This is a genomic window from Streptomyces sp. NPDC043878 (assembly GCF_056435735.1).
Genome location: NZ_JBWKDW010000007.1, coordinates 133,721 through 155,539 on the forward strand (window position 1 = coordinate 133,721; position 21,819 = coordinate 155,539).

Here is a 21,819-nt window from a genome sequence, read left to right on the forward strand (position 1 = left end):
AGGCATGGCTGGCGACCGCGCAGCGGCCGCACGACCTTTGTGTCATTTCACTTTTCAATCGCATCCTGGCGGGGATTTCTCGATGCGAGAAGCCGCGCCTGAAGGGACTCTTCGGTGCCTTTCCGTGCCCGAAATCTCATTGTTTCCGGTATCGCGATCGCGTGCGCTACGCTGACGGGAATTTCCGTTGCTTCCGCAGACGATCCACCGAAATCTCCGTCCGATTCGAGCCCGCCCAGCGCCGTCGAGGACTACAACTATCCCGGAGCCGACCGAATACTCGCGGAAAAGGGAATCAAGCTGAAGAAGGGCGACGGACGCATCCTGCTGGCCGAGTGCGACCAGGCCGCCCAGCAGATCCGGGTGCTGACCGTCGAGGACGCTTCCGTGGGCCGCCAGGGCGCCTACTGCTTCCGGGCCCTCGGCAAGACCGGCAGCCTCACGCTGGAGCTCTCCAGGGTCTTCGCCGTGGAGGCCGCGGACCACCCGGTCCGCGCCGATCTCACCTCCAACGGTGAGACCACGTCGGTCAACGTCCCGAAGGACGGGTGGGAGTCGGTCGGCGAAGGGACCGTAGGCGGTGCCCGGTCCGTCCTCGTGGAACTCCAGGTGACCGGTTGATCCGCCGGCCGTCCCCCGCCCGTGCGTCGCCCGACACGGGCTCCGACATGCACTTCCGCAGCTTCGTCCGCCGTGCCGCGGACGCGTCCGCGGACAGACATTCCGATGCGAGGAAAAAGTGATGAACACCCGTCCGCGCGGAGCGCGCATGGTGTGGGTCGCCGGAGTCGTGGCGACCGGTCTCACCACCGGTCTGCTGGCCGCGGCCCCGGCGCAGTCCGTCGTCGGCGACCAAGTCGCTGAGGGCAGTGACCAGTACGCGGTGAAGCTCCACGTCGATGGCGGCACGGCGAACGAACGGAGCTGCTCCGGCACATTGGTGGACCCGCAGTGGGTTCTCACCGCCGCCAGTTGCTTCGCCGCCGACCCCGAGCAGAGCACCACGCTCACCAGGGGCGTACCACCCTTTCCCACGGTGGTGACCGCCGACGGCAACAAGCCCAAGGTAACCGCGGAGTCGAAGCAACGCGTCCGCGAACTCGTTCCGTACCCGGGCCGTGACTTGGTCATGGCCCGGCTCGACGCCCCGCCCACAGCCACCGATCCGCTGGACGGCCCGTTCGGCGACAATCCGACCGCCGAGGTCAGCGGTGCTGCACCGGCCCAGGGCGACCAGCTCCGGGCGAGCGGCTATGGCCGGACCAAGCTCGAGTGGACTCCGGAGCGCGCCCATACCAGCGCCTTCGGCGTGGACCTCGTCAATCCGACGACCCTTGCTCTCTCTCCCGCCGCCTCCGGAGCCGCCCTGTGCAAGGGGGACGCAGGCGGTCCGGTGCTCAACGCCTCCGGCGTCATCGGAGTGGTCAGCGCGTCCTGGGACGGCGGGTGCTTCAACTCGCAGGAGACCCGCACCGGTGCCGTCGCCACCCGCGTCGACGACATCGCGGACTGGGTTCAACAGGTTCTGCTCAGCTCCCGTCAGAAGCAGATCACCGACGTCATGACGGCGGCCGACTTCAACGGGGATGGCCGTACGGACATCTTCTCCGTGATGAAGTCCGGCTATGCCCAGGTGTTCTACGCCCGACTGGACGGGACACTTCAGTTCGGCGGCTCTGTGCCCGCTGTCGGGCGCAGTACCCAGAAGCGGATCGTCGCGGGAGATTTCGACGCGACGAGGGGGGTCGAGCTGATCTCGGTCGAAGACGACGGCGGCCTCACCCTGCACAGCCAACGCTCCTGGGCGCCGGGCGTCTACAAGGGGTCCGAGCTGTGGACGGACGCCACCTGGAAGGATGGTCTGCCCGTCGCCAAGCTTCGGACCGGCACGGCCGCGCGTGACACCCTGCTGTTCCAGTGGCCCGACGGCTCCCTTAACACCTACAAGCGGGACGCCGACGGCAACCTGGTCAACCAGAAGAAGGCGATGTGGCCGGACAAGACCTGGAAGAAGAAGCACATCGCCGCGGCCGACTTCACCGGTGACGGACGGGACGACATCGCGGCCGTGGCCGCTGACGGTGCGCTGCACCTCTATGCCGGGAAGTCCGACGGCACTTTCGACAAGGCCCGTTCCATGTGGCCTGACAAGACCTGGACCAGCAACCGGCCAGTGTTGGCAGGGGACTTCAACGGTGACGGCAAGGCTGACCTCGCCGCCGTGACGACCTCCGGTGACCTCCGCTGGTACGCGGGCGACGGCACGGGCGGACTGGCAGCGGGCAAGACCATGTGGCCGAGCGTGTAGTCGTACGTCGATCTCTGCGTCACACCTGGTTCACCGCCGGGCCGGGGAGTTGCGTCCCGGCCCGGCGGTGCTTTCGTAATGCGGACGCCAATGTTGCGTATGCGCGGACAAAAATCCGGTCCCCTCCGTACAACCTGTCCCATCCGTCACAGATCTCACCCCGTGAGCCAACAGGCTCCACATCACTTCTCCCCCTGGGGAACGCAACATGCGTATACGCACCACCGTGGCCGCCGTCTCCGGCGCCCTGGTCCTCTCCGCCTTCGCCGTGCCGGCCGCGCAGGCCGCCGACGCCCCGTCCGGCAAGGCCGCGTTCAGCGCCGCCGCCGACGCGACCCCCTCGGGTGCCGCCGGGACCCTCGACGTCACGTTCTCCCACATGAAGATCAACAGTGGCAAGGCCGTCGTCGTGGGCGCCACCAGTACCGTCACCGTCGGCGCGAGCTACACGCTGACCCACGCCGCGGGCCTCGACACGGACTCCCTGCTCAGCGGGCCGTTCCTCTACCGCGGCGCCAAGATCGAGACGCCCACCGACCTTCTCGGCGGTGACGACCCCGGCACCTGCACCCCGGCCTCCTCCACGGTCCTCCACTGCACGGCGAAGATCCAGTTCCGTCCGAAGTCCTCGAACGAGAGGCTGGACCTGGTCAACGGCCGGGCCGGTACCTGGAAGCTGGGCGGCCTCGCCGTCGGCACCGATGGAAACGACTACACCTGGCAGGGCGACCTCGGCACCACCAAGCTCCTGCGCACCGCCAAGCTCACCGTCGACGCCGCCCCCGAGCCCGTGAAGAAGGGCAGGACCCTCACGGTCACCGGCAAGCTGAGCCGCGCCAACTGGGACACCAACAAGTACGCGGGCTACTCGACCCAGCCGGTCGTGCTCCAGTTCCGCAAGGCGGGCACCACCACGTACACCAACGTCAAGGGCGTCACGTCGTCCTCGACCGGTGCCCTGAAGACCACGACCACCGCGACGGGCGACGGCTACTACCGGTTCGTCTTCGCCGGCAGCGCGACCACCGCGCCGGTCAACGCCACCGGCGACTACGTCGACGTGCAGTAACCGGTAGACCCTAGGCCGGGAAGCGGCGGTCGACCCATTTCCACAGCAGTTCCAGGGCGACCGCCGCCACCGCCGAGATGCCGACCGCGATCCACGGCATCGTCACGCCGACCAGCTTCAGCGCGAAGAAGTGCTGGAGCGACGGCACCATCAGCACCACCACGAACGCCCCGCCCATCGACGCCACCAGGAGCAGCCGCCACCAGGTGTAGGGGCGGGCGATGATCGCCAGGACCCACATGGAGACCAGGAAGAGCGTCAGGGTGGCCGCGCTGGTCTCGGCGTCCAGCGCGCCGCTGCCGCTGTAGTGGTGGCGGGCGATCAGGTACGTCACGAAGGTCGCCACCGCGGCCACCACCCCGCCGGGCAGCGAGTGCCGCATGACGCGCCGTACGAAGTGGGGCCGGGCCCGCTCCCGGTTGGGGGCGAGGGCGAGGAAGAACGCCGGGATGCCGATGGTGAGGGTGGACAGCAGCGTCAGGTGGCGGGGCAGGAACGGGTACTCCACCCGCCAGCACACCACCAGGACGGCCAGCAGCACCGAGTAGACCGTCTTCACCAGGAACAGGGTCGCCACCCGGGTGATGTTGCCGATGACCCGCCTGCCCTCCGCGACCACCGAGGGCAGGCTCGCGAAGCTGTTGTCGAGCAGCACGATCTGCGCGACGGCCCGGGTCGCCTCGGACCCGGAGCCCATCGCGACCCCGATGTCGGCGTCCTTGAGGGCGAGGACGTCGTTGACGCCGTCGCCCGTCATGGCGACCGTGTGGCCCTGTGACTGCAGGGCGCCCACCATGTCCCGCTTCTGCTGCGGGGTGACCCGCCCGAACACCGTGCCCTCGTCCAGGGCCCGTGCCATCGCCTCCTTGTCTTCGGGCAGCCGGCGCGCGTCCACGACCTCGCCGGTGAGCCCCAGCTTTCCGGCCACCGCGCCGACGGAGACCGCGTTGTCCCCGGAGATGACCTTGGCGTGCACGTCCTGCTCGGCGAAGTAGCGCAGCGTGTCCGCCGCGTCCGGCCGCAGGCGCTGCTCCAGTACGACGAGGGCGGCCGGCTGAGCCGACCGGGCCACCTCGGGATGGTCGAGGCCGTGGGCGGCGCGGGCCAGGAGCAGCACCCGCAGTCCCTGTTCGTTGAGCTGGTCGGTCTCGGCGAGGGCGGTCGCGCCGGCCGGGTCGTGGGTGTCGAGGAGGACGTCGGGGGCTCCGAGCAGCCACGTACCGGAGGCGCCGTCGCTCTCGGTGAAGGAGGCGCCGCTGTACTTGCGGGCCGAGGAGAAGGGCAGCGACTCGGTGCGGCGCCAGTCCCCGGGGGCGGGACAGGCGTTGATGACGGCCTGGAGGGAGGCGTTGGGCCGGGGGTCGGACTCCCCGAGCGCGCCGAGCACCGTGCGGACGTACCCCTCGTCGGCGCCCTGGAGCGTCCGCAGCTCGGTCACGTCCATGCCGCCCTCGGTGAGGGTGCCCGTCTTGTCCAGGCAGACGGTGTCGACGCGGGCCAGCCCCTCGATGGCGGGCAGTTCCCGCACGAGGCACTGTTTGCGGCCGAGCCGGACGACACCGATGGCGAAGGCGACCGAGGTGAGCAGGACCAGCCCCTCGGGCACCATGGGCACGATGCCGCCGACGGTACGGGCGACCGAGTCCTTGAAGCCGTGCTGCTTGACCACGAACTGGCTGACGACCAGGCCGAGGGCGGTCGGGATCATCATCCACGTCACGTACTTGAGGATCGTGGAGATGCCGCTGCGCAGTTCGGAGTGGACGAGGGTGAAGCGGGACGCCTCCTCGGCGAGCTGGGCGGCGTACGCCTCGCGCCCGACCCGCGTCGCCTCGAACGCGCCCCCGCCCGCGACCACGAAACTCCCCGACATCACCTGGTCACCGGCGTGTTTGGCGACCGGGTCGGCCTCGCCCGTGAGCAGTGACTCGTCGATCTCCAGCCCGTCGGCCTCGACGCACACCCCGTCCACGACGGCCTTGTCGCCGGGGCCGATCTCGATCACGTCGTTCAGCACGATGCCGGACGTCCCGACCCGGGTGGCGGCGCCGTCCCGCCGTACGGTCGGGCGGACCTCGCCGATCACGGCGAGCGAGTCGAGGGTCTTCTTCGCCCGCCACTCCTGGATGATGCCGATCCCGGTGTTGGCGAGGATCACGTAGCCGAAGAGGCTGTCCTGGACCGGCGCGACGAACAGCATGACCAGCCAGAGCACACCGATGATCGCGTTGAACCGGGTGAAGACGTTCGCCCGGACGATCTCGCCGAGGGAGCGGCTGCTGCGCACCGGCACGTCGTTGACCTGCCCCCGCGCGACGCGCTCCGCGACCTCGGCGGTGCTCAGCCCGGTCGCCGCTGCCCGGCCGGGGAGGGGGTGCACCGGGTCGAGTCCGGCACTCGCGTGGAAGTGCGTCATGGACTCGACGGTACGTGTGGTCCTACGGCTTCACCCACCGAGTGAGCGGAAGATCCGACCTGGGGATGAGGGCGGGAGCGCGGGGCTGGTGCCGTCGTCGCAGGAGGGGCTGGTCAGCGCGCGGTGGGCCCGGGGTCCTCCGGCTCCGCCGTGGCCCTGGCCGCCGCGTCCCGCCTGATCGCCGCGTCCCTCTTGCGGACGTACCAGATGCCGATCAGGCCGAGTCCGCCGCCGGCCAGGCAGGTCCAGATCCACCAGGTGTGGCCGTGGTCGTGGAACCAGCCGTAGAACGGGAGCTGGACCAGGAAGAGCACGAACCAGATGATCGTGCCGCCGGTCACGGTGGCGACCACCGGGCCCTCCAGGGGCTCCGGTGCCTCGTGCCGGGGTGGTTCCGAGAAACCCGAGAAGAACGCGGCCATGGGCACAGCTTACGAGGTGATCACATCTACGCGCGGAGATGGCGCTCACTGACTCATATGTTCATACTGAAACAGTTTGCATCTGACCACTTCTGTTCGTAGGAAACTCCAACGGTGCCTGGGGGAAACCGCTGGTGATGAGGATTCGCATGCCCACCTCGGCCCCCGCCAAGGTTCCCGCGCCCCAGCAGCCGGGACAGGCGCCCGCCCACGGCGCCCTCGACCGCTACTTCCGGATCTCCGAACGCGGCAGCACGCTGCCCCGGGAGATCCGCGGCGGTCTCGCCACCTTCTTCGCGATGGCCTACATCATCGTGCTGAACCCGATCATCCTCGGCAGCGCCAAGGACATGTACGGGCACCAGCTCGACAACGGCCAGCTGGTCACCGCCACCGCGCTGACCGCGGCCTTCACCACGCTCCTCATGGGCGTCGTCGGCAACGTGCCGATCGCGCTCGCCGCCGGACTCGGCGTGAACTCCGTCGTCGCCCTCCAGCTGGCGCCCCGGATGTCCTGGCCGGACGCCATGGGCATGGTCGTCCTGGCCGGCCTCGTCGTGATGGTGCTCGTCGCCACCGGTCTGCGCGAGCGCGTCATGAACGCCGTGCCCTTCGGGCTGCGCAAGGCCATCTCCATCGGCATCGGCCTGTTCATCATGCTGATCGGCCTGGTCGACTCCGGTTTCGTCTCCCGCATCCCGGACGCCGCCCACACCACCGTCCCGCTCCAGCTGGGCGCCGACGGCCACCTCAACGGCTGGCCGGTCCTGGTCTTCGTCCTGGGCACCCTGCTCACGCTGGCCCTGATCACCCGCAGGGTCTCCGGCGCGATCCTCATCTCGATCGTCACGATGACCGTGCTCGCGCTGATCATCAACGCCGTCGCCACGATCCCGTCCTGGGGCCTGACCACCCCCAAGTGGCCCGGCAACCCCGTCGCCAGCCCCGACTTCGGCCTCGTCGGCAAGGTCAGCCTGTTCGGCGGCTTCGGCAAGGTCGGCGTGCTGACCGGCGTCCTGTTCGTCTTCACGGTCCTGCTGTCGTGCTTCTTCGACGCGATGGGCACGATCATGGGCGTCAGCGACGAGGCGAAGCTCACGGACGCACAGGGTCAGATGCCCGGCATCAACAAGGTGCTCTTCGTGGACGGCCTCGCGGTCGCCGCGGGCGGGGCCAGCTCCTCCTCGGCCACCACCGCCTTCGTGGAGTCCACGGCGGGCGTCGGCGAGGGCGCCCGTACCGGCTTCGCGAACGTGGTCACCGGCGGACTGTTCGCCGTCGCCCTGTTCCTGACCCCGGTCGCCACCATGGTCCCGTCCCAGGCGGCCACCCCGGCCCTGCTGGCGGTCGGCTACCTGATCCTGGCCGGCTCGGTCAAGGAGATCGACTGGGCCGACCACACCATCGCCATCCCGGCCTTCGTCACGATGGTGATGATGCCGTTCACCTACTCGATCACCAACGGCATCGGCATGGGCTTCATCACCTTCGTCGTCCTGCGCCTCGCGGCCGGCCGGGCCAGGGAGATCCCGGCCGCGATGTACGTCGTCTCGGCGGTGTTCGCCTTCTACTACCTGATGCCGGCGCTCGGCCTGACCTGACCGGCTCCGACCGCCGCGAGGCGGCGGCCCGGGACGACACGGGCGGCGGGGTGACGGACCCCGCCGCTCACGTCACCCCGTAGAACTTCTCCGTCTCCTCGACGGCGGTCTGGAACCGCTCGTCGAAGTCGTCGCGGACGAGCGTCCCGACCACGTAGTCCTGGACGCTCATCCCCCTTTTCGCCGCATGATCCCGGAGCCGTTCGAGCAGCTCCTCGTCCATCCGCAGGCTGAGCACGCTGGTCCCCATGGACACGAGGGTCGCTGGCACCCTCCGCCCGGCGTTCACTTTCCGCCGCCAACTCACTCGTTCGGGTGATGATCCGGTTCCAGTGGCGGGCCTCACGGGAATCCCGATGCGCCCCAGCTTGTTTAGCGAGAGTAATGAGTTACGCTAAGGAGATGCCGGACCTCACCCATGGCGACGACGCTGCCGCCGTGAACTCCCTCCGCTCCGCCGTGATGCGGCTGTCCCGTCGGCTCAAGCACCAACGGGTCGACGAGTCGCTGAGCCCCACCGAGATGTCGGTGCTGGGCACCCTGTCCCTCTGCGGCCAGGCCACCCCGGGTGAACTCGCCCGCAAGGAGCACGTACAGCCGCCCTCGATGACCCGCATCGTGGCGCTGCTCGAAGCCAAGGGACTGGTCCGTCTGGAACCCCACCCCGAGGACCGGCGCCAGAAGGTCGTCACGAAGACCGAGCAGGCCGAGGCCATGCTCGCGGAGAGCCGCGCCAAGCGGAACGCCTTCCTGGCCACCCTGGTCGACGGCCTCGACGAGGACGAGTGGGCGAAGATCCGCGCCGCCGCGCCCGTCCTGGAGAAACTCGCACACCTGTAGACAGCGTCCGCACGCGTCAGCGGCATCCACGAGGAGGCGACCCTTTTGAGTTCGGGACCCGGAGCAGACTCCGCCCCCGCACCGGCCACCCACGACTCCCCACCCCCTCCCGGCCCCGCCGCCCGCGGGACGTCGATGTTCAGCTCCCTCAGGATCAGGAACTACCGCCTGTTCTTCATGGGGCAGGTCGTCTCCAACATCGGCACCTGGATGCAGCGCATCGCCCAGGACTGGCTGGTCCTCAGCCTCACCGGCTCCTCCACGGCCGTCGGCGTCACCACGGCCCTGCAGTTCCTGCCGATGCTCCTCTTCGGCCTCTACGGCGGCGTCCTGGTCGACCGGATGCGCAAGCGCCCCGCACTGCTCGGCACGCAGGCGGCGATGGCCCTCACCGCGATCGCGCTGGCCGTCCTCACCCTCTCCGGACACGTCGAGGTCTGGCACGTCTACCTCGCCGCCTTCGCCGTCGGCCTCGCCACGGTCGTCGACAACCCGGCCCGCCAGTCCTTCGTCTCCGAACTCGTCGGCCCCGGCCAGCTGCAGAACGCCGTCAGCCTGAACTCCGCGAACTTCCAGTCCGCCCGCCTGGTCGGCCCCGCCGTCGCCGGCCTGATGATCACCGGCGTGGGCACCGGCTACGCGTTCCTCGCCAACGGCCTGTCCTTCGTCGCGCCCGTCGCCGGACTGCTGCTGATGCGCGGCCGCGAACTGCACGTCGTCGAGCGCGCCCCGCGTGCCAAGGGACAACTGCGCGAGGGCCTGCACTACGTCGCCGGGCGCCCCGACCTGATCTGGACCATCGTCCTGGTCGGGTTCGTCGGCACCTTCGGCTTCAACTTCCCCGTCTACCTCTCGGCCTTCGCGAACGACGTCTTCCAGGCCGGCGCAGGCTCCTACAGCCTCTTCAACACGCTGATGGCGATCGGCTCCCTCGTCGGGGCCCTGCTGGCGGCCCGGCGCGCCACCACCCGGATGCGGGTGCTGATCGCGGCGGCGGTGGCCTTCGGCACCATGGAGCTGGTGGCCGCGACTGCCCCCTCGCTGTGGCTGTTCGCCCTGCTCATGGCGCCGATCGGGATGTTCGGCATGACCGTCAACGTCACCGCGAACACCAGCATCCAGATGACCACCGACCCGGCCATGCGCGGCCGCGTCATGGCCCTGTACATGATGGTCTTCCTCGGCGGCTCACCCGTGGGCGCGCCGATCGCCGGCTGGATCACGGACGCGTACGGCGTCCGGGCGGGCCTGGCGGTGGGCGGCGCGATCGCCGCTGCCGCCGCGATCACGATCGGCCTGGTCCTGGCCCGGGTGGGCAACCTGCGGCTGTCGGTGGGCTGGCACCACGGGCACCCACGCGTCACGTTCGTACCGCGCGAGCGGAGGGAACTGGCGGCGGCGTAGGCCTCCGGGGTGTCAGTCGCGACGGAACTTCGCAGTCGGCAGGGTGAGGCCGAGGGGGGTGGTGGTCATGTCCACCTCGCCGCCGTAGGCGATCGAGAGGTCGCTCACGTAGTCGCCCTCCTTGGGCTGCGTGAACAGGCGGCACTTTCCGACGTAGGGGTCGGCGACAAGGTAGACGGGGACCTGGGCGAGCGCGTAGGCGGTCTTTTTGGGGCCGTAGTCATTGGCGGCCGTGTCTTTGGAGATGACCTCGGCGATGAACTCGACGTCCTGGTAACGCCAGCGGCCCCGGGAGTCCTGCTCGGCGTCGTCTCGCATCTTCGCCACGTCCGGGCAGTAACCGTTGAGCTGCCCGGGAAAGTCGATGCGGACATCCGACAGTACGTTCACGTCCTCGTCGAAGTGCCCCAAGAGCGCCTTGATGATCAGCAGAATGGTTTTCCAGTGGGTGTCCCGCTGCGGCGACATGAAGACGGCCCCCTCGACGATCTCGACCTTGAATCCCTCGGGGACGGGCATCTTCTCGAGCCGGTCGAACATCTCGTCGAGCTGGCGCGTGTTGTCGCTGTCGGCCATCGCGATCCTGTCTTCAAGGACGGTCATCGTGGCGCTCCTCCCCGGCCGCCCTGTGGACGAGTGCAGCCGCGCGCTTCAACGATACGCACGGTGACCGGGACACGCCCGGACGCGAGGACCCGGCGGGCAGACTGACCCCATGAGACTCTTCGCCGCCGTACTGCCTCCCGAGGACGTGGCCGACGAACTCGCCGAGCGGGTGGCCGAGTTGAGGAAGCTGCCCGGGGCAGCGGAACTGCGCTGGACCGGCCGCCCCGGCTGGCACTACACCCTCGCCTTCTACGGCGAGGTCGACGAGGACCTCGTCCCCGACCTGTCGGCGCGCCTGGAGCGGGCCGCCCACCGGAGTGCCCCCTTCCCCCTGGCCGTGCGCGGCGGCGGCCAGTTCGGCCACGGCAGGGTGCTGTGGGCGGGCGCCGGGGGAGACCTTCCGGCCCTGCGGCTGCTGGCCGACCGCGCCGAGGCCGCGGCGCGCCGGGCGGGCGTGCCGATGGGGGAGCACCGGCGCTACCAGGCCCACCTGACGGTGGCCCGCAGCCGGGAGGCGATCGACGTCCGCCCCTGCGTCGAGGCCCTCGGCGCGTTCGAGAGCCGGACCTGGACGGTGGCGGACCTCGCGCTGGTCCGCAGCGACCTGCCGGTGTCGGGCGTACCGGGCGAACAGCCCCGCTACGAGGTGGTCGCCCGCCGGCCGCTCGGGGCGGCCGGTTAGTCTCGCTTGCGTGGACCCGAAAACCCGAAACCGGATCATGGCCGGTGCGCTGGTGCTGTTGTTCGTCCTGGTGGCCGTGGCGGCGGCGGTCGGAAGGTAACCGCCGCCGCCCCCGCCTGCCCGGCCCCCGTGGGCGCCACGGTTGCCACCGGGCGATGGTCCTGGCGGCGGGGCGGCCGGCCGGAAGGTGTCCGCCGCCCCGCGTGGCCGGCCCCGCGGAGGCGCCACGGGTTGCCACCGGGCGACGGCGCTGGTGGTGGGGCGGTCGGCCGGAAGGTGTCCGCCGCTGCCGCTCCGCCCGTCCGGCCCCGGTGCACGCCACGCGTGCTCCCCGCCCATCTGGCCCCGGTGGACGTCACGCGTGCTACCAGGCGAAGGCCTCCGGGGAGGGCCCCGGGCCCGGGAAGATCTCGTCCAGTCCGCTCAGCAGTTCCTCGCTCAGCTCCAGTTCGACCGCGCGCAACGCGGAGTCGAGCTGTTCCGCGGTGCGCGGGCCGACGATCGGGCCGGTCACGCCGGGCCGGGTGAGCAGCCAGGCCAGCGCGGCCTCGCCGGGCTCCTGGCCGTGCTTCTCCAGCAGGTCCTCGTACGCCTGGATCCGGGCCCGCGCGGCGGGGTCGGCCAGGGTGTCGGCGGCCCGGCCGGAGGCGCGGCGACCGCCCTCGGTCTCCTTCTTGATGACCCCGCCGAGCAGCCCGCCCTGGAGAGGCGACCAGGGGATGACCCCGAGGCCGTACTCCTGCGCGGCCGGGATGACCTCCATCTCGGCGCGGCGCTCGGCGAGGTTGTAGAGACACTGCTCGCTGACCAGACCGATGGTGCCGCCGCGCCGGGCGGCGATCTCGTTGGCCTGGGCGATCTTGTAGCCGGGGAAGTTCGAGGAGCCGACGTAGAGGATCTTGCCCTGCTGGACGAGGGTGTCGATCGCCTGCCAGATCTCCTCGAAGGGGGTGCTCCGGTCGACGTGGTGGAACTGGTAGACGTCGATGTGGTCGGTCTGCAGCCGCTTCAGGCTCGCGTCGACCGCCCGCCGGATGTTGAGGGCGGAGAGCTTGTCGTGGTTGGGCCAGGCGTCGCCGTCGGCGGCCATGTTGCCGTAGACCTTGGTGGCGAGCACGACCTTGTCGCGCCGCTCGCCGCCCTTGGCGAACCAGTTCCCGATGATCTCCTCGGTGCGGCCCTTGTTCTCGCCCCAGCCGTAGACGTTGGCCGTGTCGAAGAAGTTCAGCCCCGCGTCCAGCGCGGCGTCCATGATGGCGTGGCTGTCGGCTTCGCCGGTCAGCGGTCCGAAGTTCATCGTGCCGAGGACGAGTCGGCTGACCTTGAGTCCCGTGCGTCCGAGCTGCGTGTACTTCATGGTCCTCAAGCCAACGACTTGAAGTGCGCTCTACGCAAGCGGGTTCACCGGCCCGTTCGGCCCTCGTACGGCCCGCCCAGGTCCCACGCCTGGTACATCGTGTCCGCGAAGGCCGCCGCGATCCGGTGTTCGCCGCTCGCGTTGGGGTGGGTGCCGTCGTAGGTGTGGGTGAGCAGGTCGTACGGCTGCGGCGGCGAGGCCAGCAGCAGCGGGGAGCGGCGCTCGTCCAGGTCGGCGACCGCTTTCGCCAGCAGTTCGTTGAAGCGGGCGACCTGCGCGGCGAAGGGGGGCTCCGACTCGGCGCGGACGTTCGGGATCACCGGCAGCACCACCATCCTGATGCCCGGGTTCGCGGCCCGGGCCCCGGTGACGAAGGCGTGCACGTTCTCCGCGGTCTGCTCCGCGTCGGTGTAGAAGCCCAGGTCGATCAGGCCCAGGGACACCAGCAGGATGTCCGCCCGGTGCGTGCGGACCGCCTCGCCGATCAGCGGGGCCATGTGCACCCAGCCCTCGCCCCAGCCCGCGAGGTGGCCGCGCGGGAAGTCCGGGTCGGCGTACGCGTGCGAGGTGGGGGCGTCGGTCGCCTTGTCGTGCAACGTCTCGCGCGGGCCGACGAGTGCGAACGGGCCGCCGTACGTGTCGCGCAGGTGCCGCCACAGCCGGTGACGCCATGTGTGTTCGCCTGCGCTGCCGATCGTCTGGGAGTCGCCGACGGGCATGAACCTGAGCATCCGCTCATGATGGACGATCAACGCGGGAGGCGGGGTGTGAGGCCGGACACGCCCGCTGAACCACCGCGGGGGATGGCAGGCTTGGGCCATGCGTCGCTCCCTTGCGTTCCTTGCCGCCGGTCTCCTCACCGGCGTGCTCGCCGTGCCCGCAGCCGCCGCCGGCGGCGACGAGGGGTTCACCATCAGGGACCCGAAGATCACCGAGTCCAGCGGCCTCGCCGCCTCGCACCTGCACCCCGGGATCTACTGGACGCACAACGACAGCGACGACGGCCCCTACCTCTACGCCGTCGACAGCGCCACCGGGCGGACCGTCGCCACGATCACGCTGAGCGGCATCGGCACGCCACGCGACGTCGAGGCCGTCTCCATCGGGCCGGACAACCAGATCTACGTCGGTGACATCGGCGACAACCTCGGCGGCAGCTGGCCCTACGTGTGGGTGTACCGGCTGCCGGAGCCGAGGAAGCTACGCGACCAGACGGTCAGGGCCACGCAGTACGTCGTGAAGTACTCCGACGGCGCCCGCGACGCCGAGTCCCTCGTGGTCGACCCGAAGTCGGGGCGCGTCTACATCATCGACAAGAAGGAGAACGGCGGCCACCTCTACCGGGGCCCGGCCACCCTCTCCTCCTCCGGCGCGAACATCTTCAGGCCCGTCGCCGCCGTCGACCTGTGGGCCACCGACGCCGCCCTGTCCCCGGACGGCCGGCGGCTCGCCGTCCGCGGCTACTTCGGCGGCATCTGGTACGACTGGAGCGCCGGGAAGATCAAGCGCGAGGGCCGGCTCGACGTGCCCCTGCAGCGGCAGGGCGAGTCGGTCACCTACTCCGCCGACGGCACGAAGCTGATGTACGGCACCGAGGGCACCGACAGTGCGGTGGCGGCCGAGGACGCGCCGGGCGGCGGAAGCTCCAAGTCCCCCTCGGGTGGCGGGGGTTCGAGCGCCTCCGGTGGGCCGGGCGGGGGCGGTACCAGCGGGAACGTCAAGGCCGGCGTGGTCGCCCTGGCCGTCGCGGCCGCCGTGATTCTCGGCTTCCGCCGGCTGCGGCGGAGGTGAGCCGGCGGGATCGGCGGGGGCGGGCCGGCCGGATCGGCGGGGGCTGGCGGCCGGTCCGGGGAACCGTGTCCGCGGGTCGGCGGAACCGGGCCTGCCGGATGGCTTGACGAGGTCATGTCCTGTCAGTTTCCTGGGGGATGCGTGGTGTGATGGGAGCGCTCCCATCGCGTTCCGGGCCCGCGCCTCCCCTCCCGAGAGGAAGCAGCGACATGTTCCGCAGCCTGCGAAGAGCGCTGTGCGCCGCCGTCGCGGTGCTCCTGTTGCCGACGGCCGGCGCCCTGACGGCCCACGCCGAGACCACCGCCGGCACCGCCGCACCCGGCGCCGGGTACTGGCACACCAGCGGCCGCCAGATCCTGGACGCGGCCGGACAGCCGGTCCGGATCGCCGGGATCAACTGGTTCGGCTTCGAGACCGCCAACCACGTCGTCCACGGCCTCTGGTCGCGCGACTACAAGAGCATGATCGACCAGATGAGGTCGCTGGGCTACAACACCCTCCGGCTGCCCTACAGCGACGACATCCTCAAGAGCGGGACCGTCCCCGACAGCATCGACTTCTCCGGCGGCAAGAACGCCGACCTCCAGGGCCTGACCTCGCTCCAGGTTTTGGACAAGCTCGTCGCCTACGCCGGCCAGGACGGCCTGAAGGTCATTCTCGACCGGCACCGTCCCGACTCCGGCGGCCAGTCCGCGCTCTGGTACACCGCGGCCGTCCCCGAGTCGACCTGGATCGCCAACCTCAAGGCGCTCGCGACCCGTTACCGGGGCCAGGACACCGTCGTCGGCATCGACCTGCACAACGAGCCGCACGACCCCGCCTGCTGGGGCTGCGGCGACCAGGCGACGGACTGGCGGCTCGCCGCCCAGCGGGCCGGGAACGCGGTGCTGTCCGCCAACTCCGACCTGCTGGTCTTCGTCGAGGGCGTGCAGACCGTCAACGGCGTCTCCGGCTGGTGGGGCGGCAACCTGATGGGCGTCGCCCAGTACCCGGTGCGACTGGACGTGCCGAACCGGGTCGTCTACTCCGCCCACGACTACGCCACCAGCGTCGCCCAGCAGAGCTGGTTCAGCGACCCCTCGTACCCGGCCAACCTGCCCGGCGTGTGGGACAAGTACTGGGGCTACGTCTTCAAGCAGAACATCGCGCCCGTGTGGGTCGGCGAGTTCGGTACGACCCTCCAGTCGGCCGTCGACCAGAAGTGGCTGTCGGCGCTGGTGACCTACCTGCGCCCGACGTCGACGTACGGCGCCGACAGCTTCCACTGGACGTTCTGGTCGTGGAACCCCAACTCCGGTGACACCGGCGGCATCCTGAAGGACGACTGGTCGTCCGTGGACACGGTGAAGGACGGCTACCTGGCGGGCATCAAGGCGCCCGGCTTCCCCGGGACGGGCGGCAGCGGCGGCGGGGGAGGCGGCGGCGGTACGGCCGCGTGCAGCGCCGCCTACACCGTCAGCAGCGACTGGGGCGGCGGCTTCAACGCCGAGGTGAAGGTGACCAACACCGGGACGACGGCGATCGGTTCCTGGAAGGTGACCTGGACCTGGAGCGGCGCCCAGAAGGTCACCAGCATGTGGAACGCCTCCTACACCCAGAGCGGAGCGAGCGTCACCGCGACGAACGCCGCCCACAACGGCGCGCTGGCGGCGGGCGGTTCGGCGAGCTTCGGCTTCGGGGGCGCGCCCGGGGGCGGCGGGGTGCCGGCCGTGACCTGTTCGGCGACATGAGGCAGAGGCGCCCGGTCCCGGCCGGGCGCCTCTCAGGGCCGTACCGGCTCAGTGGTGGTCCGTGGCACGAGGATGCCCCGTTCCCGCGAAGGTGATCCAACAGGTCTCGCGGGCGGTGTCCAGGAGATGCCGGACGCGTCCGCCGCCGGTCACCTCGATCTGCCACTGCTCGCAGGTCTGCCCGCGGTGGGTGCCGTGGGCCAGACCGCCCTTCAGCCGGTGGTGGCGGGGTGTTTCGGTGGCCGGTCGAGGATCCGTGCGCATGATGACCCAGGCGCGGTAGGTGTTCTCGCGTGCCTGCTGGGCGAGACTTCCCCAGCCCTTGGCCGAGGCCGTGTCCGTGAAGCGAACCTCCCAGTGACCTTCCGGTGCCGGCGGTGCGGCGCGGTCGCCGCGCCCCGCGCTCACGCAACGTCCTGCGGGTCCGGCACGGGCACAGGGCCGTAGTCCTCGTCGTGGTCCCGGGTCAGCGCGGCCAGCAGTTCGGGGTCGGAGTGGATTTCGGCCGTGTGCTGCCACGCGATCAGCATCTGGGCGACGGACGCGCTGTTGCCGACCGAGTCGGCGGCCCGCATGGTGTCGACCAGTTCCACGGCGAAGGTGTGCACGTCGGTCTCGGGAAGGAAACGGACCCAGGGAAACGCGTCCGGCAGTATGTCCAGGAGGAGCTCCATACTGCCGGGTTCCCTGCGCGCCAACGCGGTCAGCATCCGGGTGGCGGCCGACACCACGGTCTGGTCCTGCTCGGCCCGTGCCGCTGTGGTGAGGACGAGGTCCTCACCGTCTCTCCGGTGCAGCAGCAGCCGCGACGATTCCTTGAGCCGGGCGAGCGTCTGCTTGTTCTTGTTCACCAGCTCGGAGAAGTTCACTGCCGCGTTGTCGGTCGCCATGACTTTGAAACTACTTCGAAACTCCGGGGTTCGCCATCACCCGAAGGAGGGGCATCGCGCAGTACGTCGGGTCTTACGACGCCGTCGGAGGTTTTCCGGTAAGTGACGATGCCCAGCGCGAAGGGGCGCCCGGTGCTTGCCGGACGCCCCTCATCGTCGTACCGAAGTGGTCAGAGCTTCTCGATGACGTAGTCGACGCACTTCGTCAGGGCCTCGACGTCCGCCGGGTCGACCGCCGGGAACATCGCGACGCGGAGCTGGTTGCGGCCCAGCTTGCGGTAGGGCTCGGTGTCGACGACGCCGTTGGCGCGCAGCACCTTGGCGACGGCGGCCGCGTCGATCTCGTCGGCGAAGTCGATGGTGCCGATGACCTGCGAGCGCTTCGCCGGGTCGGTGACGAACGGGGTCGCGTACTTGGACTCGTCGGCCCAGCCGTAGAGGCGGGTCGAGGAGTCCTTCGTGCGGGCCGTCGACCAGGCGAGGCCGCCCTGGCCGTTGAACCACTCCAGCTGCTCGTTGAGGAGGAACAGGGTGGCCAGCGCCGGGGTGTTGTACGTCTGGTTCTTGCGGGAGTTGTCGATCGCCGTGGGCAGGCTGAAGAACTCCGGGACGTGGCGGCCGGACGCGTGGAGGCGCTCGGCGCGCTCGATCGCGGCCGGGGAGAAGACGCCGATCCACAGGCCGCCGTCGGAGGCGAAGGACTTCTGCGGGGCGAAGTAGTAGACGTCGCTCTCGGCGATGTCGACCGGGAGGCCGCCGGCGCCGGAGGTGGCGTCCACGAGGACCAGGGAGCCCTCGTCGGCGCCCGGCACCCGCTTGACCGGGGCGGCGACACCGGTGGAGGTCTCGTTGTGGGTGAGGGCGTAGACGTCGACGCCCGCCTCGGCCGAGGGCTCGGGGTGCGTGCCCGGGTCGGACGCGATCACGGTGGGCTCGGCCAGCCACGGGGCGAGCTTGGCGGCCTTCGCGAACTTGGAGCTGAACTCGCCGAAGCTGAGGTGCTGCGACCTGTTCTCGATCAGGCCGTGGGTCGCCACGTCCCAGAAGGCGGTGGAGCCGCCGTTGCCGAGAACGACCTCGTAGCCCTCGGGGAGCTGGAACAGCTCGGCGATGCCCTCGCGCACCTTGCCGACCAGGTTCTTGACCGGCGCCTGGCGGTGAGAGGTGCCGAGGAGGGAGGTTCCGGTGGCGGCCAGGGCGTCCAGCGCCTGTGTCCGCACCTTGGAGGGGCCCGCGCCGAATCGACCGTCGGCGGGCTTGATGTCAGCGGGAATCCGGATCTCAGCCACGGGGGGAGCGTAGCGGCTGGGGGAAACCTGGTCGAAACGTAGTCCGTCGGGTGAGACGGCCGTCCACCCGCGCGTCGCCGGAGGCCGCGGCCCCGTACCTGCCCCGGGCGCCGCGTTCCTGGTTTCCTGGACGTATGACGGATCTCGAGGCCGAGCTGCGCGGGGCCGTCCGGGGTGACGTCCGGTTCGACGTCACCGCCCGCGCCCTGGTGACGATGGACGCGTCCAACTACCGGCGGGTCCCGCTCGGGGTCGTCGCCCCCCGGGACGCCGACGACGTGGCCGCCGTACTGGAGGTGTGCCGGTCGCACGGCGTGCCGGTGGTACCGCGCGGCGGGGGCACCTCGATCGCGGGGCAGGCCACCGGCACGGGCGTGGTGCTGGACTTCACCCGGCACCTGAACCGCCTGGTGTCGCTCGACCCCGGGGCGCGGACGGCGGTCGTGCAGCCGGGGCTGGTCCTCGACCGGCTCCAGGAGGCCGCCGCCCCGCACGGGCTGCGCTTCGGCCCGGACCCCTCCACCCACAGCCGCTGCACTCTCGGCGGGATGATCGGCAACAACGCGTGCGGCGCGCACTCGGTGGCCTGGGGGACCACGGCGGACAGTGTGCGGGAGCTGTCGGTGATCACCGCGCGCGGGCGGCGGCTGCGCCTGGGAGCCGGGTGGGCCGGGGCCCCCGACGGGCTGCGGGAGCTGGTGGAGGGCGAGCGGGCACGGCTGCGGACCGGCTACCCCGAGCTGCCCCGCCGTATCTCCGGCTACGCGCTGGACGCCCTGCTGCCCGAGAAGGGCGCCGATGTCGCCCGGTCCTTCTGCGGTTCGGAGGGCACGCTGGGCGTGCTGACGGAAGCGGCCGTACGGCTTGTCGAGGCGCCCCCCGCGCGGGCCCTCGCGGTGCTGGGGTACGCCGACGAGAGCGCGGCCGCCGAGGCCGCGGCGGGGCTGCTGCCCCTCGGGCCGCTCACCGTGGAGGGCATGGCGGCGGACCTGGTGCCGGCCACCGCCGACCTGCCCCGGGGCGGGGCCTGGCTGTTCGTGGAGACGGGCGGCGCCACTCGGGCCGAGGCACGCGCGCGGGCGGAGGCGGTCGTCCGGGCGGCCGACGTCGTGGACGCGCGGGTGGTGACCGACCCGGCCGGGCAGCGGGTGCTGTGGCGGATCCGGGAGGACGCGAGCGGTACGGCGACGCGGATGCCCGACGGCTCCGAGGCGTGGCCCGGCTGGGAGGACTGCGCGGTCCCGCCGGCCCGACTGGGCGCCTACCTGCGGGACTTCAGGGGCCTGCTGGCCGCCCACGGGCTGCGCGGGACGCCGTACGGGCACTTCGGGGACGGCTGCGTCCACGTCCGTGTCGACTTCGACCTGCTGACCCCCGCGGGCGTCGGCCGCTTCCGCCGGTTCTCCGAGGAGCTCGCCGGCCTGGTGGTGGCGCACGGCGGCTCGCTGTCGGGGGAGCACGGGGACGGGCAGGCGCGGGCGGAGCTGCTGCCGCGCATGTACGGCCCCGAGCTGGTGGCGGTGTTCGAACGGGCCAAGGCGATCTGGGACCCCGACGACCTGCTCAACCCGGGCATGCTCGTGCGCCCGGCCCCGCTCGACACCAACCTCCGCTTCTCGGTCCTGCCCTCCACGCCGGTGGACGTCGCCTTCGGCTATCCGGCGGACGGCGGCGACTTCCCGGCGGCGGTCCGCCGCTGCGTGGGCGTCGCCAAGTGCCGTACCGCGTCCGGGTCCGGCACCTCCGTGATGTGCCCGTCGTTCCGGGCCACCGGCGAGGAGGAACACTCCACGCGCGGGCGGGCCCGGCTGCTGCACGAGATGCTCGCGGGCGAGCTGGTGACCGACGGCTGGCGCTCCACCGAGGTCCGCGACGCGCTGGACCTGTGCCTGTCCTGCAAGGGCTGCCGGTCCGACTGCCCGGTCGGCGTCGACATGGCCACGTACAAGGCGGAGTTCCTGCACCACCACTACGCCGGCCGGCGCCGGCCCGCCGCCCACTACGCGCTGGGGTGGCTGCCGGTGTGGCTGCGGGCGGTGGCGCGCACCCGCACGGCGGCCGTGGTCAACGCGCTCGCCTCCGTACGGCCCCTCGTGCGCGTCGCGCGACGGCTGGGCGGGATCGCGCCGGAGCGGGAGGTGCCGCGGCTGGCGACGGAGACGTTCAGCCGGTGGTGGAGGCGGCGGCAGCCGGCGCCCAGCGATGTCCGTGACACCGGGGGCGCCGGTGACATCCGTGCCGCAGGTGACCTGGTGATCCTCTGGCCGGACACCTTCACCGAGCACCTCTCGCCCGCCGTCGGCCGGGCGGCGGTGCGCGTCCTGGAGGCGGCCGGGCTGCGCGTGGCGCTCCCGCCGACCCTGCGCCTGCGCGCGGCCCCGGTGGGCGACGGCCGGACGGTCGCCCTCGACCCCGTGTCGCTCCTGCGGGGGCGGGGCCGGGTCTGCTGCGGGCTGACGTACGTCTCCACGGGCCAACTCGACCGCGCCCGCACCGTCATGCGCCGCACCCTGGACCTGATGGAACCGGTCCTCGACACCACCGCCCCGGTCGTCGTCCTGGAGCCCAGCTGCGCCGCCGCCCTCCGCACGGACCTCCCGGAACTGCTGCACGACGACCCGCGCGCGGCCCGCCTGGCCGCCCGGGTCCTCACCTTCGCCGAGACCCTGCGACGACACGCCCCCGACTGGACCCCGCCCCGCCTCGACCGCCCGGTGGCCGGCCAGACCCACTGCCACCAGCACGCGGTCCTCGGCGACGCCGCCGACCGTCGGCTGCGCGCCGCCTCGGGACTGACCGGCGAACTCAGCGGCGGCTGCTGCGGCCTGGCCGGCAACTTCGGCTTCGAGAAAGGCCACTTCGAGGTGTCGCGGACCTGCGCCGAGGAGCAACTCCTGCCCGCGGTACGCGGCGCTGCGGACGGCACGGTGATCCTGGCGGACGGTTTCTCCTGCCGGACCCAGCTGGAGCAGCTGGCGGGTGTGCGCGGGCTCCACCTGGCCGAGGTGCTGGCGGAGGGGCTTAGGCCCGGGGACCCCGGCCGTTGAGCAGGCGCTATCAGGCAGTTCTCAGGTTCGAAAAGCAACTCCCAGGGTTTCCAAAGGTATTCACAGCGCTACTTTGCCGTTTCTTGCGGACGCCCCGACGGGAGCCGTGTAGGTTTCTCGGTGTCGGGAATTCCTCGGACCTACTGGTTAGCGCAATCGCAAGGAGTCGAAATGAGTTTCAAGAAGCTTGCCCCGCTGCCCCCGAAGCCCAAGTCGAAGCAGCTGCCGCCCCCGCCGAAGCCGAAGCCCAAGAAGCACCACGCCAAGCCGGTGCCCAAGCCGATCCCCGGCCACGACAGCTGACACGGCGTTGAGCGGGAGGGCCGATGGTGCACCGTCGGCCCTTTTTGCTTTCACGTTCTCATGC

At 71.0% G+C, this 21,819-nt stretch carries 20 protein-coding genes; 11 read left to right on the forward strand and 9 right to left on the reverse strand.

The window, feature by feature from the left end:
- Positions 1-114: 114 nt before the first annotated feature.
- The 3 genes from AC07AZ_RS12390 to AC07AZ_RS12400 all read left to right on the forward strand — a co-directional run bounded on the left by AC07AZ_RS12390 (position 115) and on the right by AC07AZ_RS12400 (position 3,377).
- Positions 115-621 (forward strand): hypothetical protein, encoded by a 507-nt coding sequence (locus AC07AZ_RS12390; protein WP_478846632.1) that lies wholly within the window; start codon positions 115-117, stop codon positions 619-621.
- 121 nt (positions 622-742) lie between these two features.
- Positions 743-2,308, forward strand: a complete 1,566-nt coding sequence (locus AC07AZ_RS12395; RefSeq protein WP_478846634.1) for an FG-GAP-like repeat-containing protein — start codon at positions 743-745, stop codon at positions 2,306-2,308.
- Between the two features lie 208 nt (positions 2,309-2,516).
- Complete coding sequence (locus AC07AZ_RS12400; protein ID WP_478846636.1) at positions 2,517-3,377, forward strand: hypothetical protein; 861 nt, start codon at positions 2,517-2,519, stop codon at positions 3,375-3,377.
- Between the two features lie 10 nt (positions 3,378-3,387).
- Here AC07AZ_RS12400 and AC07AZ_RS12405 read toward each other — a convergent pair whose 3' ends face one another.
- Both AC07AZ_RS12405 and AC07AZ_RS12410 read right to left on the reverse strand, forming a co-directional pair.
- Entirely contained in the window at positions 3,388-5,793 is a 2,406-nt protein-coding gene (locus AC07AZ_RS12405) for a cation-translocating P-type ATPase (RefSeq protein ID WP_478846638.1), read from the reverse strand.
- A 113-nt stretch (positions 5,794-5,906) separates the two neighbouring features.
- The gene (locus tag AC07AZ_RS12410; RefSeq protein WP_478846640.1) at positions 5,907-6,215 is read right to left on the reverse strand and encodes a DUF2530 domain-containing protein; all 309 of its coding nucleotides are present in this window, start codon (positions 6,213-6,215) and stop codon (positions 5,907-5,909) included.
- A 149-nt stretch (positions 6,216-6,364) separates the two neighbouring features.
- Here AC07AZ_RS12410 and AC07AZ_RS12415 point away from each other — a divergent pair, with 149 nt between their 5' ends.
- On the forward strand, positions 6,365-7,816 hold the full coding sequence (locus AC07AZ_RS12415) for an NCS2 family permease (RefSeq protein ID WP_478846642.1): 1,452 nt from the start codon (positions 6,365-6,367) through the stop codon (positions 7,814-7,816).
- A gap of 67 nt (positions 7,817-7,883) precedes the next feature.
- Here the strand turns inward: AC07AZ_RS12415 and AC07AZ_RS12420 are convergent, their stop codons facing one another.
- Entirely contained in the window at positions 7,884-8,066 is a 183-nt protein-coding gene (locus tag AC07AZ_RS12420) for a ribbon-helix-helix protein, CopG family (protein ID WP_478846644.1), read from the reverse strand.
- Positions 8,067-8,218: 152 nt separating this feature from the next.
- Between AC07AZ_RS12420 and AC07AZ_RS12425 the strand changes: the two genes are divergently transcribed.
- Positions 8,219-8,656, forward strand: a complete 438-nt coding sequence (locus AC07AZ_RS12425; RefSeq protein ID WP_371670676.1) for a MarR family winged helix-turn-helix transcriptional regulator — start codon at positions 8,219-8,221, stop codon at positions 8,654-8,656.
- A gap of 45 nt (positions 8,657-8,701) precedes the next feature.
- Positions 8,702-10,060, forward strand: a complete 1,359-nt coding sequence (locus tag AC07AZ_RS12430; protein ID WP_478846646.1) for an MFS transporter — start codon at positions 8,702-8,704, stop codon at positions 10,058-10,060.
- Between the two features lie 12 nt (positions 10,061-10,072).
- Here the strand turns inward: AC07AZ_RS12430 and AC07AZ_RS12435 are convergent, their stop codons facing one another.
- On the reverse strand, positions 10,073-10,663 hold the full coding sequence (locus tag AC07AZ_RS12435) for a Uma2 family endonuclease (RefSeq protein WP_478846648.1): 591 nt from the start codon (positions 10,661-10,663) through the stop codon (positions 10,073-10,075).
- A gap of 112 nt (positions 10,664-10,775) precedes the next feature.
- Here AC07AZ_RS12435 and thpR point away from each other — a divergent pair, with 112 nt between their 5' ends.
- Complete coding sequence (thpR, locus tag AC07AZ_RS12440) at positions 10,776-11,348, forward strand: RNA 2',3'-cyclic phosphodiesterase (protein WP_478846650.1); 573 nt, start codon at positions 10,776-10,778, stop codon at positions 11,346-11,348.
- Positions 11,349-11,712: 364 nt separating this feature from the next.
- On the opposite strand, the gene AC07AZ_RS12445 is transcribed toward thpR, so the two are convergent.
- Positions 11,713-12,705 (reverse strand): aldo/keto reductase, encoded by a 993-nt coding sequence (locus AC07AZ_RS12445; protein WP_478846652.1) that lies wholly within the window; start codon positions 12,703-12,705, stop codon positions 11,713-11,715.
- 44 nt (positions 12,706-12,749) lie between these two features.
- Positions 12,750-13,436 (reverse strand): SGNH/GDSL hydrolase family protein, encoded by a 687-nt coding sequence (locus AC07AZ_RS12450; RefSeq protein WP_478846654.1) that lies wholly within the window; start codon positions 13,434-13,436, stop codon positions 12,750-12,752.
- A gap of 88 nt (positions 13,437-13,524) precedes the next feature.
- Here AC07AZ_RS12450 and AC07AZ_RS12455 point away from each other — a divergent pair, with 88 nt between their 5' ends.
- Entirely contained in the window at positions 13,525-14,496 is a 972-nt protein-coding gene (locus AC07AZ_RS12455; RefSeq protein WP_478846656.1) for a WD40 repeat domain-containing protein, read from the forward strand.
- Positions 14,497-14,705: 209 nt separating this feature from the next.
- The gene (locus AC07AZ_RS12460) at positions 14,706-16,226 is read left to right on the forward strand and encodes a cellulase family glycosylhydrolase (protein WP_478846658.1); all 1,521 of its coding nucleotides are present in this window, start codon (positions 14,706-14,708) and stop codon (positions 16,224-16,226) included.
- A 48-nt stretch (positions 16,227-16,274) separates the two neighbouring features.
- Here the strand turns inward: AC07AZ_RS12460 and AC07AZ_RS12465 are convergent, their stop codons facing one another.
- The 3 genes from AC07AZ_RS12465 to serC all read right to left on the reverse strand — a co-directional run bounded on the left by AC07AZ_RS12465 (position 16,275) and on the right by serC (position 18,405).
- The gene (locus tag AC07AZ_RS12465) at positions 16,275-16,634 is read right to left on the reverse strand and encodes a hypothetical protein (RefSeq protein WP_478846660.1); all 360 of its coding nucleotides are present in this window, start codon (positions 16,632-16,634) and stop codon (positions 16,275-16,277) included.
- Positions 16,631-17,116 (reverse strand): hypothetical protein, encoded by a 486-nt coding sequence (locus AC07AZ_RS12470; RefSeq protein ID WP_478846662.1) that lies wholly within the window; start codon positions 17,114-17,116, stop codon positions 16,631-16,633. Before AC07AZ_RS12470 ends, AC07AZ_RS12465 begins: the two co-directional genes overlap by 4 nt.
- Before the next feature lie 170 nt (positions 17,117-17,286).
- On the reverse strand, positions 17,287-18,405 hold the full coding sequence (gene serC / locus AC07AZ_RS12475; RefSeq protein ID WP_478846664.1) for a phosphoserine transaminase: 1,119 nt from the start codon (positions 18,403-18,405) through the stop codon (positions 17,287-17,289).
- 134 nt (positions 18,406-18,539) lie between these two features.
- Between serC and AC07AZ_RS12480 the strand changes: the two genes are divergently transcribed.
- Together AC07AZ_RS12480 and AC07AZ_RS12485 are read left to right on the forward strand one after the other, a co-directional pair.
- Positions 18,540-21,452 carry an FAD-binding and (Fe-S)-binding domain-containing protein gene (locus AC07AZ_RS12480; protein ID WP_478846666.1) on the forward strand — a complete coding sequence of 971 codons (2,913 nt, stop codon included), beginning with the start codon at positions 18,540-18,542 and terminating at the stop codon, positions 21,450-21,452.
- 171 nt (positions 21,453-21,623) lie between these two features.
- A complete protein-coding gene (locus tag AC07AZ_RS12485; RefSeq protein ID WP_356032271.1) occupies positions 21,624-21,755 on the forward strand; it encodes a hypothetical protein in 132 nt (43 codons plus the stop codon).
- Positions 21,756-21,819: the final 64 nt, after the last annotated feature.

Excerpts from the sequence above, each read along its gene's own strand:
- AC07AZ_RS12395 (WP_478846634.1), top strand. The coding sequence starts at position 743 with ATGAACACCCGTCCGCGCGGAGCGCGCATGGTGTGGGTCGCCGGAGTC.
- AC07AZ_RS12400 (WP_478846636.1), top strand. The coding sequence starts at position 2,517 with ATGCGTATACGCACCACCGTGGCCGCCGTCTCCGGCGCCCTGGTCCTC.
- AC07AZ_RS12405 (WP_478846638.1), bottom strand. The coding sequence starts at position 5,793 with ATGACGCACTTCCACGCGAGTGCCGGACTCGACCCGGTGCACCCCCTC.
- AC07AZ_RS12410 (WP_478846640.1), bottom strand. The coding sequence starts at position 6,215 with ATGGCCGCGTTCTTCTCGGGTTTCTCGGAACCACCCCGGCACGAGGCA.
- AC07AZ_RS12415 (WP_478846642.1), top strand. The coding sequence starts at position 6,365 with ATGCCCACCTCGGCCCCCGCCAAGGTTCCCGCGCCCCAGCAGCCGGGA.
- AC07AZ_RS12420 (WP_478846644.1), bottom strand. The coding sequence starts at position 8,066 with ATGGGGACCAGCGTGCTCAGCCTGCGGATGGACGAGGAGCTGCTCGAA.
- AC07AZ_RS12425 (WP_371670676.1), top strand. The coding sequence starts at position 8,219 with ATGCCGGACCTCACCCATGGCGACGACGCTGCCGCCGTGAACTCCCTC.
- AC07AZ_RS12435 (WP_478846648.1), bottom strand. The coding sequence starts at position 10,663 with ATGACCGTCCTTGAAGACAGGATCGCGATGGCCGACAGCGACAACACG.
- thpR (WP_478846650.1), top strand. The coding sequence starts at position 10,776 with ATGAGACTCTTCGCCGCCGTACTGCCTCCCGAGGACGTGGCCGACGAA.
- AC07AZ_RS12445 (WP_478846652.1), bottom strand. The coding sequence starts at position 12,705 with ATGAAGTACACGCAGCTCGGACGCACGGGACTCAAGGTCAGCCGACTC.
- AC07AZ_RS12450 (WP_478846654.1), bottom strand. The coding sequence starts at position 13,436 with ATGCTCAGGTTCATGCCCGTCGGCGACTCCCAGACGATCGGCAGCGCA.
- AC07AZ_RS12455 (WP_478846656.1), top strand. The coding sequence starts at position 13,525 with ATGCGTCGCTCCCTTGCGTTCCTTGCCGCCGGTCTCCTCACCGGCGTG.
- AC07AZ_RS12460 (WP_478846658.1), top strand. The coding sequence starts at position 14,706 with ATGTTCCGCAGCCTGCGAAGAGCGCTGTGCGCCGCCGTCGCGGTGCTC.
- AC07AZ_RS12470 (WP_478846662.1), bottom strand. The coding sequence starts at position 17,116 with ATGGCGACCGACAACGCGGCAGTGAACTTCTCCGAGCTGGTGAACAAG.
- AC07AZ_RS12480 (WP_478846666.1), top strand. The coding sequence starts at position 18,540 with ATGACGGATCTCGAGGCCGAGCTGCGCGGGGCCGTCCGGGGTGACGTC.
- AC07AZ_RS12485 (WP_356032271.1), top strand. The coding sequence starts at position 21,624 with ATGAGTTTCAAGAAGCTTGCCCCGCTGCCCCCGAAGCCCAAGTCGAAG.